This window comes from Serratia sp. CY56464, from assembly GCF_052168435.1.
GTDB lineage: Bacteria > Pseudomonadota > Gammaproteobacteria > Enterobacterales > Enterobacteriaceae > Serratia > Serratia marcescens.
This window is the reverse complement of the sequence record NZ_JBJNMV010000001.1, coordinates 1,985,438-1,998,572: the sequence shown is the minus strand read 5'-3', so window position 1 is coordinate 1,998,572 and position 13,135 is coordinate 1,985,438. Positions and strand designations below refer to the sequence as shown.

The 13,135-nt window shown below is 63.3% G+C and carries 11 protein-coding genes; 4 read left to right on the top strand and 7 right to left on the bottom strand.

Annotation, left to right across the window (positions count from 1 at the left end; genetic code table 11):
* Positions 1–180: 180 nt before the first annotated feature.
* Positions 181–1,017: an N-acetylmuramoyl-L-alanine amidase gene (locus ACJ8KE_RS09705; RefSeq protein ID WP_097102445.1), complete on the top strand. Its 837-nt coding sequence runs from the start codon at positions 181–183 to the stop codon at positions 1,015–1,017.
* Here the strand turns inward: ACJ8KE_RS09705 and ACJ8KE_RS09700 are convergent, their stop codons facing one another.
* On the bottom strand, positions 1,018–2,028 hold the full coding sequence (locus tag ACJ8KE_RS09700) for an NAD-dependent epimerase/dehydratase family protein (RefSeq protein WP_004928393.1): 1,011 nt from the start codon (positions 2,026–2,028) through the stop codon (positions 1,018–1,020). It abuts the gene before it with no gap.
* 158 nt (positions 2,029–2,186) lie between these two features.
* Positions 2,187–3,626: a DUF2867 domain-containing protein gene (locus ACJ8KE_RS09695; protein ID WP_079449452.1), complete on the bottom strand. Its 1,440-nt coding sequence runs from the start codon at positions 3,624–3,626 to the stop codon at positions 2,187–2,189.
* A gap of 150 nt (positions 3,627–3,776) precedes the next feature.
* Here ACJ8KE_RS09695 and ACJ8KE_RS09690 point away from each other — a divergent pair, with 150 nt between their 5' ends.
* Complete coding sequence (locus ACJ8KE_RS09690) at positions 3,777–4,124, top strand: DUF1294 domain-containing protein (RefSeq protein WP_028127981.1); 348 nt, start codon at positions 3,777–3,779, stop codon at positions 4,122–4,124.
* Here the strand turns inward: ACJ8KE_RS09690 and ACJ8KE_RS09685 are convergent, their stop codons facing one another.
* Complete coding sequence (locus ACJ8KE_RS09685) at positions 4,125–4,952, bottom strand: MurR/RpiR family transcriptional regulator (protein WP_028127982.1); 828 nt, start codon at positions 4,950–4,952, stop codon at positions 4,125–4,127.
* Positions 4,953–5,119: 167 nt separating this feature from the next.
* Between ACJ8KE_RS09685 and ACJ8KE_RS09680 the strand changes: the two genes are divergently transcribed.
* Entirely contained in the window at positions 5,120–6,676 is a 1,557-nt protein-coding gene (locus ACJ8KE_RS09680; protein ID WP_306376705.1) for a PTS transporter subunit EIIC, read from the top strand.
* Positions 6,673–7,368 (top strand): N-acetylmannosamine-6-phosphate 2-epimerase, encoded by a 696-nt coding sequence (locus ACJ8KE_RS09675; protein WP_116403741.1) that lies wholly within the window; start codon positions 6,673–6,675, stop codon positions 7,366–7,368. The genes ACJ8KE_RS09680 and ACJ8KE_RS09675 overlap by 4 nt, the downstream gene beginning before the upstream one ends.
* Positions 7,369–7,397: 29 nt before the next feature.
* Here the strand turns inward: ACJ8KE_RS09675 and ltaE are convergent, their stop codons facing one another.
* The 4 genes from ltaE to hcp form a co-directional block, all read right to left on the bottom strand.
* A complete protein-coding gene (gene ltaE / locus ACJ8KE_RS09670) occupies positions 7,398–8,414 on the bottom strand; it encodes a low-specificity L-threonine aldolase (protein WP_016928343.1) in 1,017 nt (338 codons plus the stop codon).
* A 75-nt stretch (positions 8,415–8,489) separates the two neighbouring features.
* Entirely contained in the window at positions 8,490–10,211 is a 1,722-nt protein-coding gene (gene poxB / locus ACJ8KE_RS09665) for a ubiquinone-dependent pyruvate dehydrogenase (RefSeq protein ID WP_016928342.1), read from the bottom strand.
* Positions 10,212–10,412: 201 nt separating this feature from the next.
* A complete protein-coding gene (gene hcr / locus ACJ8KE_RS09660) occupies positions 10,413–11,414 on the bottom strand; it encodes an NADH oxidoreductase (RefSeq protein WP_305179035.1) in 1,002 nt (333 codons plus the stop codon).
* A gap of 56 nt (positions 11,415–11,470) precedes the next feature.
* Positions 11,471–13,120, bottom strand: a complete 1,650-nt coding sequence (gene hcp, locus ACJ8KE_RS09655) for a hydroxylamine reductase (RefSeq protein WP_016928340.1) — start codon at positions 13,118–13,120, stop codon at positions 11,471–11,473.
* Positions 13,121–13,135 lie beyond the last annotated feature (15 nt).

Sequence of the window (13,135 nt, the reverse complement as noted above, 5' to 3'; positions counted from 1 at the left end):
TCCGCTCTTTCAGCGCAGATGATACTTTGAGACTATCATGGGCGGGAAAGGCCGCCAGCCGGGAGCAACACTCGCTTGCACATCGGCGTTGTCTGTCATTATTTCTCGACGAACGTGATGATTGGATACAGGTCAATCGCGTCGCGTTACATCTCTCACGGACGCCAATCAGGAGGATAAGTGAAAATTTGGCCAGGGATCATCGCCGCCGCGCTGTTGGCGGGGTGCCAAAATCCGCAACAGGACACGCTCGTCGATCGCGGCGCTTACCAGCTCGAGACGCTGCACCAGGCGCAGGGCGCCGATCGGCGCATTCGCTTTTTGGTGATGCACTATACGGCGGAAGACTTCCATTCATCGCTGAAAACGCTGACCGATGAACACGTCAGCGCGCACTACCTGTTGCCGGCGCATCCGCAGCGCGAACACGGCAAACCGACGGTGTACCGGCTGGTGCCGGAAGCGATGCGCGCCTGGCATGCCGGCGCCAGCGCCTGGCGCGGCCGCAGCAACCTCAACGACACCTCGATCGGCATCGAAATCGTCAACAAGGGGTTCACCCGCAGCATGCTGTTCACCCATTGGCAGCCTTATACGGCGGAGCAGATCGCCGTGCTGATCCCGCTGAGCCGTGACATCATCCAACGCTATGGCATCCAGCCGCAGGACGTGGTGGGGCACAGCGACATCGCGCCGCAGCGCAAACAGGATCCCGGCCCGCTGTTCCCCTGGCGGCAGCTGGCGCAGGCCGGCATCGGCGCCTGGCCGGACGAACGAGACGTGCAGCGTTTGCTGGCGGGGCGCGATCGCCATGCGCCGGTGCCGATGATGCCGCTGCTCGATAAGCTGGCGCGTTACGGCTACGCGGTTGATGCGTCATGGGATGCGCGGCAGCAGCGCAATGTGCTGGCGGCGTTTCAGATGCATTTCCGGCCCGACGATGTGCGCGGTGAGCCGGATGCAGAGAGTGAGGCGATTATCGATGCGCTGCTGGTGAAGTACGGCGCGTGGCGTTGATTACAGGCCGTGCAGTTTGCCGTGATCTTTCAGCCAGCGGGCGGTGCGCGCGATGCCTTCTTCCAGCGAGACGATCGGCTGATAGCCCAGCTCTTGCTGCGCGCGAGTGGTATCGAGCGTGAGGTCGAAGTTGAGTTTGGCGACGCCGTAGTGGGTCAACACCGGCTCCTTTTCGCTTTTGCTGCCCAGGCGCTCCATGCCGCGCGCCATCATGTCGAGCATCGGGTAGGGGACGGAGCGGATGCGACACTTCATGCCCAAATCGTCGATCAGCTGCTGCACCACGGTGCGAAGCGGACGCGGCTGCTGGTTGGTGATGTTGTAGGCGCGGCCGGACGGCGTGTCTTCTTTTAGCGTCGCCAGCCACATGGCGTGCACCGCGTTCTCCAGGTAAGTCATGTCCACCATCGCCGCGCCGCCGCGCGGCAGCAGCAGGTTGCCGTAGCGTTTGATCATTTGCAGCAGCCGCGGCAGCATCACCTTGTCGTGCGGCCCGAACAATCCCTGCGGGCGCAGAATGGTGAAATGGGTCTGCGGATTGGACAGCGCCAACTGCTGGATCACCTGCTCGCCGGCGGCCTTGCTGCGCGCGAACTCATTGGCGTAGCGCTGCGGGCGGAAGTCTTCGGTTACGTTGCGGTGATGGTGGTAATCGAAATAGATCGCCGGGGAAGAGATGTGAATGAACTGCGCCACGCCATAGGCCGCCGCCCATTCGCCGAGGCGGCGGGTGGCGCGGACGTTGGCCAGTTCGAAGGCTTCTTCGGTGCCCCAGGGCGAGGTAAAGCTGGAACAGTGCCACAGCACGTCGACGTCCGCCAGCATCGCCTTGGCCTGCGAAGAGATCAGGTTGGTGAGATCGGCATGAATGAACTCCGCGCCCATTTTTTCCAGCAGGCCGCCCATCGCCTGGTTGCGGCCGGTGGCGCGCACTTTGATGCCCTGACGGCGCAGATATTCAACGGCGTTACGGCCTAACCCACTGGTGGCACCGGTGACCAATACCTTCATAACGGACTCTATTCTCACCCAAAATCGGAATACCGGCGGGCGCTTGCGGCGCTCCCAGCAAATAAGATGCCATTCTTCCGTGATTTCGTGCGCTATGCAATCGGAAAGCCCCGAAGCACAGCGGCAAACTGTGCGGTTGATCGACAAATGAACGGCGTTCAGCGCTGTTGGCGGTCCAGGTTCTCGGCAAGCTCGGCGATGCGCTTCGCCATGCCGCGGAAAATGAACAGATGCGCGGGCATCATGGCGAACCAATACAGCAGCCCGCTGAAGCCGGCCGGATGCCACCAAGCGCGCACGTCCAGCGTGCGGCGATCGCCGCGATCGGTAATGGTGAAGCTCAATCGCCCCAGCCCTGGCGCCTTCATGCCGAACAGCAGCGCCAGTTGCCGCAGCGGTTTCAGCGTGATGACTTTCCAGCCGTCGATTTCGTCACCCAGCGCCAGGGTCGCGCGCGCCGGGCGGCCATAGACCACGCCGTTGCCGATCATGTCGTCCATGCGGGCGCGGATCCGCCACAGGATATTGGCGTAGAAATAGCCTTCTTCACCTCCCAGTTGCTGCACCGTTTGCCACAGCGCCTGGCTGCTGGCGGCGGTATTCAGCGCGCAACCGGCCTGTTTCGGGTAGTAGCCGTAGCCGGGGCGCCAGCGGGCCCGCGCCGCCGGATCGTAGCCCCAGTCGGCGGAATCGACCACCTCCAGTTCGCGCTGCAGCGTGGCGGTGACCGCCTGATCAAAAGTGTGCAGACGCTGCGGGATCAAGGCTTGCAGCGGCCGGCCGTCGGCGGGCAGATCGTGCTTCAGCCCCTGGATCAGCGCGCGCGCGATCGGCGTTGGCACTGAGGTGATCAGGCTGATGAACCACACCGAAATCAGCCGCGTCGGCAAGGGGATCGGGATCAGCCAGCGCCGTTTGCCGCTGATGGCGATAAAGCGTTGGAACATGTCCTGATAGCTGAGGTATTCCGGCCCGGCGACGTCGAAGATGCGGTGTTCCTCCGCCGGGTGCGCCAGCAGATCGGCCAGGTAAACCAGCAGGTTCTCCAGCGCCACCGGCGACGACTTCGAGCGCACCCAGCGCGGCGGCGTCAGCACCGGCAGGTTATAGACCATGTCGCGCATCACTTCGAACGCCGCCGAGCCAGGGCCGACGATGATGCCGGCGCGCAGCTCGGTCACCGGCACGCCGCTCTGGCGCAAGATCTCGCCGGTCAGGCGGCGGGCCTCCAGGTGCGGCGAACTGTCGTCGTTCGGCTGCAGCGCGCCGAGAAAGATCACCTGCTTGACGCCGGCATTGCGCAGCGCGTCGCGCAGATTTTCCGCCGCCTGGCGCTCCTTCTCAATAAAGTCGTCGCCGTCGCCCATCGCGTGCACCAGATAGTACAGCGTATCTATCTCCCACAGCGCCGCGCTCAGGGTGTCCGGGCGGTGCAGATCGACATACAGGCAGTTGACCTGCGGCCAGTTCTGCGCCTGCAGCCACTCGATGCGCCGCGCGGCGGCGGTAATCTGGTGCCCCTGTTCGATCAGGTGCGGGATCAGGTTCTGGCCTATATAGCCGCTGGCTCCAAGAACCAGTACGCGTTGGGGTGTCATCGGGCCGCCTTGTGCGGTGAAAGAATCGCAGAACGACAGGATGCCAAATTCAGGGTTTAAATGCACATTTTGTATGGGTATAAGCCGGTTGCATCCGCCGCGGCGCAGGTTCACACTACGCGCCCCTTATCGCACGAAAAACCGAATGCCATGAAGCTCAATGTGATTTGTTACGCCCTGCTGGGCCTGGCGCTGATCGCCAGTTTTTTCTCGCCGCATCCGGTGTGGATGGGGTTGCTGCTGGCGAACCTGCTGACGTTTCTGATCTACGGCGGCGATAAGCTGGCGGCGCGCAAGGGATGGCGACGAGTGCCGGAGGCGACGCTGTTGCTGTTCGGCGCGCTGGGCGGGTGGTTGGGCGCGCTGCTGGCGCAGCAGCTGTTTCGCCACAAAACCCAGAAACAGCCGTTTAAAACCTGGTTCATCCTCAGCGTGGCGCTCAATCTGGCGGCGGTGCTGGGGCTGTGGTATTGGGTTTACGGCCGCTGGATCTTCTGATTACAGCAGCAGCGGCAGAGTCGCGCTGGCGGTGGTCTGCATCGCCTGAGCGTAGGCGGGATCGCGCTGAGTCAGTTCGGCGATCATCAACTCCACCAGCAGCATGGCGCCGACCTTGGCCGGCAGGGCGCCAGCGGTCAGCGGCCCTTCCGGTTTGGCCGCCACCAGCAGCGTATCCGCCATCTTGGCCAGCGGGCTGCGTTGGGTATTGCTGACGGCGATCACGCGTGCGCCGCGCCCTTTGGCCAACGTCACCGCATGCAGCACGTCCTTGGTTGAGCCGGAGCTGGAGATGACGATCAGCAGATCCCGCTCACTCAGCGAGGCTGCATTCATCGCCGCCCGGTGCATGTCGCTGAACAGCTGCGCCGGTTTGCCGAGGCGCAACAGCTTGTAGTGCAGGAAGTCGCCGATGATGGCGCTGGCGGCGACGCCGTAAATCTGCACCGAAGCGCAACGTTGCAAGCTGTCCGCCGCCTGTTGCAGCGCCTGCGGATCCAACAGCGCGCCGGTATCCCGCAGCGCCTGTACGCTCTCTTCCACCAAATTTTCCGCCGCGCTTTGGCGCGTCGCCGCTTCCGGCTGGCTTTGTTGCAAGCTGAGGGCCAGCGCCATTTTAAATTCGGTATAGCCTTTGCAGCCGAGATGGCGGCACAGCCGCGTGACGCTGGCTTCGCTGGTGGCGCTTTCACGCGCCAGTTCGGTGATGGTCAGGTAAACGGCGCGGGAGGGCTCCGCAAGAAGATAGTTGCCGAGCTTTTGCAGCGTGGGGCTGTACCCTGCCAAATCCTGCCGCAGCCGCAATAACAAGTTGCCTGTATTCATCACGTTACCTTTCTGAGTATTCCCGTTTCTATTGTGGCGGAAAGACGCCGCGGCTCGCCAGTGAAATCGACGGATTGTGAAGCCGATCATCGTTATGAATAAATTTTTCATTAAAAATATTATTTTGTGGTAAAAATTTTCATCATAAAAGTGATGTCGGGGGAAAATTTATGTCAACACCAGAATTGCCGCGCTCCGGCGGCTGGTTCGAAAAAGCCCAGCTGTTCGGCAAGTCGTTCATGCTGCCGATCGCCGTGCTGCCGGCGGCTGGTCTGCTGTTGGGGATCGGCGGTGCGCTATCCAATCCCAATACCGTCGAGGCGTATCCCTTCCTCGATGTCGGCTGGTTGCAAAGCATATTTACCGTGATGGCCAGTGCCGGTGCTATTGTGTTCGCCAACCTGGCGGTCTTGTTCGCGGTCGGTGTGGCGGTGGGGCTGGCCAAAAGCGACAAGGGCACGGCGGGGCTGGCCTCGCTGATCGCCTATCTGGTAATGAACGCCACCATCAATGCGCTGTTGAAAATCAACGGCACGCTGGCCACGCAGAACGCGGGCGCGGTGGGGCAGGGAACGATTCTCGGGATCCAGACGCTGGAGACTGGGGTGTTCGGCGGGGTGGTCATCGGTTTGGTGACCTGGTATCTGCACGGCCGCTATAACAAGATAGCGCTGCCACCGTTCCTGGGTTTTTTTGGCGGCTCGCGCTTTGTGCCGATCGTCAGCTCACTGGCGGCGATGGCGGTCGGTGCCCTGATGACGGTGGTGTGGCCGCATTTCCAACAGTTGATCTTCGGCATGGGCGGGCTGGTAGACGCCAGCGGCTATCTCGGTACCTTTATCTACGGCTTCGTATTGCGCATGCTCGGGCCGTTCGGCCTGCATCACATCTTCTATCTACCGTTTTGGACCACCGCGCTTGGCGGCAGCGAAGTGATCAACGGACAGCTGGTGGAAGGCACACAGCGCATTTTTTTCGCCCAGTTGGCCGACCCGAATACACAGCAGTTCTACATTGGCACGGCGCGTTTCATGTCCGGCCGTTTTATCACCATGATGTTCGGCCTGGTCGGTGCCTGCCTGGCGATGTACCAGAGTGCGCGTCCCGAGAACCGCAAACGCGTCGGCGGACTGTTGCTGTCGGCTGCGCTGACTTCGTTTCTGACCGGCATCACCGAACCTATCGAATTCTCGTTCCTGTTTGTCGCACCGGCGCTGTACGTGGTGCACGCGCTGTTCGACGGCCTGGCGTTCATGCTCGCTCACATCCTGCATATCACCATCGGCCAGACGTTCTCCGGCGGCTTTATCGATTTCATGCTGTTCGGCGTGCTGCAGGGCGAAGCGAAAACCCACTGGATATACGTCCCGCTAGTCGGTGTGCCTTGGTTCTTCCTGTACTACTTCACGTTCCGTTTCCTGATCCTGCGCTTCAACTTTAAAACGCCGGGGCGCGAGGCGGAAGCTGCGCCGGAAGCGGTGATGACGGGCACCGAACGCTCGCAACAGGTGCTGGCAGCGCTGGGCGGCAAAGAGAATATCGTCGAACTGGATTGTTGCGCCACGCGATTGCGCGTGACGGTGAAACAGAGCCGGCTGCTGGACGAAAGCGGGCTGAAAGCCAGCGGCGCACGGGCGGTTATCGTTCGCGGCAACGGTGTTCAGGTGATCTACGGTCCGCACGTCACCATCATTAGAAACGAAGTCGAGGAGTTGTTGGATTTATGACGCTTTCCATTTTACAGCAGATTGAGGGGCGCCTGGTGGTGTCTTGCCAGGCGCTGGACGACGAGCCGCTGCACAGCGATTTTATCATGTCGCGCATGGCGCTGGCGGCCGAGCAAGGCGGCGCGGCGGCGATCCGCGCCAACGGCGTCGAAGACGTTAAAGCTATCATGCGCACGGTGGCGCTGCCGGTCATCGGCATCATAAAGCGCGATTATGCGGGCAGCGACGTGTATATCACGCCGACCCTGCGCGAAATCGATGCGTTGATGGCGGCGGCGCCGCAGATGATCGCGCTGGACGCCACCGGCCACCCGCGGCCGGGGGAGTTGCAGCTGGCCGCGTTGGTCGCCGCGATCCGCGCCAGGTATCCCCGGCTGTTGCTGATGGCGGACATCGCCACCCTGGAGGAGGCGCAAGAGGCCGCCAGGCTGGGCTTCGACTGTGTGGGCACCACGCTGTACGGCTATACCGCTGAAAGCCGGGGCGCCCGACTGGCGGATAACGATTTCGGCTTTCTGCGTGCGGTACTGGCGGCGGTATCGGTGCCGGTCATCGCTGAAGGCAATGTCGAAACGCCGGCGATGGCCGCGCGCTGTCTGTCGCTGGGGGCGCATGCGGTGGTGGTAGGGGGCGCCATTACCCGCCCGCAACAGATCACCCGCCGCTTTGTCGACGCCATCGGCGGGCGATAAGAGACTTCCCGGCGCACCGGGAGGGGAAATCAGGCGTGCTGCTGAAGAAACTCCCGCCACAGTTCGACCACCCGCTGCAGATCCTGACGGCTGACGTCGAGGTGGGTCAGAATGCGCGTCAGCGGGCCACTGCTGATCAGCACGCCGCGTTCGCGCATCCACGGACCGAATTTGGCCGCCAGCGCCGGCGGTTGGCGCAGGTACAGCACGTTGGTCTGCGCGCCGGGAGCGGCGATCTCCACGCCGATCTGCCGCAGCTGTTGCTCCAGCCAGACCGCGTTGTCATGGTCTTCGCGCAGCCGCGCAACGTTATGCTCCAGCGCGTAGAGGCCGGCCGCCGCCAGGATGCCGGCCTGACGCAGCCCGCCGCCGGTCATCTTGCGCCAGCGCAGCGCGCGCTGAATGAAGGCCTCGCTGCCGCACAGCAGCGATCCGACCGGCGCGCCCAACCCTTTCGACAGGCAAATGGTGAAGGTGTCGCAGTATTGCACGATCTCTTTCAGCGGCAGGTTCAGCGCCACGGCGGCGTTGAAGATGCGCGCGCCGTCGATATGCAGCGCCAGCTGCCGCTCGCGGGTAAACTGCCACGCCTGCTGCAGGTAGGCCTGCGGCAGGACTCGGCCGCTGATGGTGTTTTCCAGGCTCAGCAGCCGGGTGCGGGCGAAGTGGATATCGTCGGGTTTGATGGCGGCGGCGAGCTTGTCCAGCGGCAGCGTACCGTCGGCGTCGGCCTCGATCGGCTGCGGCTGAATGCTGCCCAGCACCGCTGCGCCGCCGGCTTCGTATTTGTAGTTGTGCGCCTGCTGGCCGACCAGGTATTCATCGCCGCGCTGGCAGTGGCTCAGCAGCGCCACCAGGTTGGCCTGGGTGCCGCTGGGCAGAAACAATGCCGCTTCTTTGCCTGACAGGCGCACCGCCTCGGCCTCCAGCGCGTTGACCGTCGGGTCATCGCCGTAGACGTCGTCGCCGACCTCTGCCTGAGCCATCGCCTGGCGCATGGCGGCGCTGGGGCGGGTAACGGTGTCGCTGCGTAGATCGATAAGCATAGGGTTCCTGGAATATAAGGGAGAGGAAAAGGGTACATGGCATCATATACCCTTTATTTCACCGGGGCAGCTTGCTTAGCGCAGCCAGTTGGTTTTCGCCAGTTCGACCACTTCGTCGCCGCGGCCGTTGATGATGGCGCGCAGCATGTACAGGCTGAAGCCTTTCGCCTGTTCGAACTTGATCTGCGGCGGCATCGCCAGCTCTTGCTTGGCGGTGACCACATCCAGCAGCGCCGGGCCGGGGTGCGCCAACATCTCCTGCAGCGCGCCGTCCAGATCGGAGGCTTTTTCCACGCGGATGCCCTTGATGCCGGCGGCGTTGGCGATCGCCGCGAAGTCCGGATTATGCAGATCGGTGCCGTCGGTCAGGTAGCCGCCGGCCTTCATCTCCATCGCCACGAATCCCAGCACGCTGTTGTTGAACACCACGATTTTCACCGGCAATTTGAGCTGCGCCAGCGACAGGAAATCCCCCATCAGCATGGTGAAGCCACCGTCGCCGCACATGGCGATCACCTGTTTATCCGGCGCGGTGGCCTGAGCGCCGATCGCCTGCGGCATGGCGTTGGCCATCGAACCGTGGTTGAACGAACCGAGCAGGCGGCGCTTGCCGTTCATTTTCACGTAGCGGGCGGCCCACACCGTCGGCGTGCCGACGTCGCAGGTGAAGATGGCGTCGTCGCTGGCATAGTGGCTGAGCTGCTGCGCCAGATATTGCGGGTGGATCGGCTGGTCGTCGTTAGCGGTCGCCAGCCCGTCGAGATCCTTGCGCGCGTTGCGGTAATGCTCCAGCGCCTTGTCGAGGAACGCCCGGTCGCGCTTCGGTTCCAGCTGCGGCAGCAGGGCGGTGAGGGTGGTGTGGATATCGCCCACCAGCGCCATATTGACCGGGCAGTGCGCGCCGATGCTGCCGGGGTTGATGTCGATCTGAATGATGTTGGCGTTGGTGGGGTAGAACGCGCGATAGGGGAACTGGGTGCCGAGCAGCACCAGCGTGTCGGCGTTCATCATCGCGTGGTAGCCGGAAGAGAAACCGATCAGCCCGGTCATGCCGACGCTGTAGGGGTTGTCCCATTCGATATGCTCTTTACCGCGCAGCGCGTGCACCACCGGCGCCTGCAGCAACTCGGCCAGCTTGACCACTTCATCGTGCGCGCCGGCGCAGCCGCTGCCGCACATCAGGGTGATGTTCTTCGCCTTGTTCAGCGTTTCCGCCAGCTTGTTCAGCTCGCTCATCGGCGGCTGCACCAGCGGCAGCGCCGGGGTATGCCAGGTCAGGGTCGCGTCTTCCGGCGCCATGCGCAGCGCCACGTCGCCCGGCAAGACCACCACCGAGACGCCGCGATTGAGGATCGCCTTGCGCATGGCGATCTCCAGCACGCGCGGCAGCTGTTCCGGGTTGGAAACCAGTTCGCAATAGTGGCTGCATTCGCGGAACAGCTCCTGCGGATGGGTTTCCTGGAAATAGCCGCTGCCGATTTCGCTGGAAGGGATATGCGCGGCGATCGCCAGCACCGGCACATGGTTGCGGTGGCAGTCGAACAGGCCGTTGATCAGGTGCAGGTTGCCGGGGCCGCAGGAACCGGCGCACACCGCCAACTGGCCGGTAAGCTGGGCTTCGGCGCCGGCGGCGAAGGCGGCCACCTCTTCATGGCGGGTGCCCAGCCATTCGATGGTGCCCATGCGGTGCAGGCTGTCGCTCAGGCCGTTGAGCGAATCGCCGGTCACGCCCCAAATGCGTTTTACGCCGGCTTGATCCAGCGTTTTGGCGATCAGTGTGGCTACGGTTTGCTTCATGGTTCCCCCAAACAAGGTTTGAAAAACGATGTGTACTCGATCCGGTGAGTGGCAGCAGAACAACTGCAAGCATAGCTTACCGGCGGTGGACGAGATGCGGTCAGGAAGGGTAAAGAGCGTAGGACGGGGAAAAGTGTAACCGGGCCGGCCGCGGGGAGCTTGCCGATAAATGCCCCATCGCGGCGATGGGGCTATAGGGGATCACGCCAATGTGACGTCGCCCTGCAGCCGGCAACTGCAGGCCAGCACGTAGCCCTGCGCGATTTCTTCCGCGCTCAGCGTCATGGTGCTGGTGGTGGTGTAGTCGCCCTCGAGGATGCGGGTTTTGCACGAGCCGCACACCCCGGCGCGGCAGGCGGCGTTGACCGGCAGGGCATGGGCCTCCATCGCCGCCAGCAGCGTGCTGCCGACCGGCACGCGGAATTCGCGCAGCGGGCGGGCGGCGCGCAGCGTCAGCCCTTCGGTGGCGTCGGCCTGCGCCGTCGGCGTGTGGAACAGCTCTTTATGGAAACGCTCGGCCGGCACGCCGAGCCGGCGGCAAAGCAGCTCCACCTGATCCATGTAGGGCGCGGGGCCGCAGGTCATCACCGTGCGTTCGGCGATATCCGGCGCCGCCTGTCGCAGCGTCTGCTCATTGATGCGGCCGCTGAGGTAGCCGGGTTGCAGATCCTGCTCGGCCATCAGCGTCAGGCGCAGCTGCGGATGGGCGGCGCACAGCGCGCGCCATTGAGCGGCGAAAATCGTGTCGGCGGGGGTGCGCACGTTAACGATCGCGGCGATATCGCAGGCCGGGCGGTTGGCGGTCAGCCAGCGGCACATCGAGACGATCGGCGTCACGCCGCAGCCGGCGGCCAGCATCAGATAACGATCGGCCGGGTGGCGCTCGCAGCTGAATTCGCCCTGCGCGTCGGACAGCCACAGCGTGTTGCCGGGCTTGACCTCTTGCGTCAGCCAGCGCGATCCGACGCCGTCCGGCAGGCAGCGCACGCTGATGCTGAGAAAGCGGCTCTGGCCGGGCGAGGAGGAGAGCGTATAGGCGCGCAGCGTCTCCTTGCTGTTGCGGATGCTGACCAGCGCGAACTGGCCGGCCTGGTAAGGATAGAAAACGTCGCAGATCAGGTTCAGCGTCCAGACGTCGGCGGTTTCACGCTGGATGGAATGCACCTGCATGCGGTTCGGGCAAAGCGGAGTGGGTTGAGTCATCGGGGCACCTCAAAAAACACAGGGGCCGGCGCAGGCGGCCCCATAACGTAACGGCATCAGGCGAGCAGCGCTGCGATATCCTGCTCGACGGTGGTGATCGGACGCAGGCCGAATTTCTCGTTGAGGATCGCCATCAGATTGTCGGTCAGGAAGCCCGGCGCGGTCGGGCCGGTGACGATGTTTTTCACCCCCAGCGACAGCAGCGTCAGCAGAATGACGATCGCCTTCTGTTCAAACCACGACAGCACCAGACTCAGCGGCAGCTCGTTGACGCTGCAGCCGAGCGTGTCCGCCAGCTTGACCGCCAGCATGATGGCGGAGTAGGCGTCGTTGCACTGGCCGACGTCCAGCAGGCGCGGCAACCCCTCCAGCGTGCCGAAGTCCAGCTTGTTGAAACGGTACTTGCCGCAGGCCAGCGTCATGATCAGGCAGTCTTGCGGCACGCTGCGGGCGAAGTCGGTGAAGTAGCTGCGCTCGTCGCGGCTGCCGTCGCAGCCGCCGACCAGGAAGACGTGGCGCAGTTTTTTCTGCGACACCAGATCGATCACCGTATCGGCGGCGTTCAGCAGCGTCTGGCGGCCGAAGCCGACGGTGATCAGGTGCTCGATCTCGGTATAAGGGAAACCGTTCATGCCCTGGGCCTGGCGGATCACGGCGCCGAAGTCGTCGCCTTCCAGATGATTGACACCCGGCCAGCCGACGATGCTGCGGGTCCAGATGCGATCGCCGTAGTTGCCGACGTTAGGATCGATGATGCAGTTGGAGGTCATCACGATCGGGCCGGGGAATTTGGCGAATTCCGTCTGCTGGTTCTGCCAGCCGCTGCCGTAGTTGCCCACCAGATGCTTGAATTTTTTCAGTTCCGGATAGCCGTGCGCCGGCAGCATTTCACCGTGGGTGTAGACGTTGACGTTTTGTCCTTCGGTTTGCTCGAGCAGCATGCGCAGATCTTTCAGATCGTGCCCGGAGATCAGGATGGCTTTCCCGGCCACCGGGCGCACGTTGACCGCGCTGGGCTGCGGATCGCCGTAGGCCTGGGTTTCACCGCGATCGAGGATCGCCATCACGTTGAAGTTCATCTTGCCGATGCCCATGGCGTTGTTCAGCAGGGTGTCGACGTCGCGCGGCCGGGTGCCGAGCCAGGCCATAAAGGCGTGGTAGTCGGCATAGAGTTGCTCGTCGAACTGGCCGAGCACGTGCGCGTGTTCCATATAGGCCGCCGCGCCTTTCAGGCCATACAGGCACAGCAGGCGCAAACCGTGTACATCGTCGCCGACCTCGGCCTTGTCGCTGTCGAGGGCAAACTGCGCCGCCTGTTGCAGCAGCGCAGGCATATCGTCGCCGGCCAACTGCAGCGCCGCCATCGGGTGATCGACGCGCACGCCGGCATCCAGCAACCGGCAACGGGCGGCCAGCGAGTCGCGCAGCAGCAGAGTTTCCCGCGCGTAGCCGATGATGCGCTGGGAATCGAAGTTGACGTTGGTCAGGGTGGAGAAGAAGGCGCGCGGGGCGAAGCTGTCGATCTCGTGGTCGACGATGCCCAGCGAACGCGCCTGCAACGCCCAGGCGGAGAGGCCCTGCAGCGCCGCCACCAGCAGATCCTGCAGGTCGGAGGTTTCCGCCGTTTTGCCGCACATGCCTTGAGCATACGCGCAGCCGTTGCCTGCCGGGGTACGGATGGTTTGTTCACATTGCACACAGAACATAGTCGCTTCCTTTTA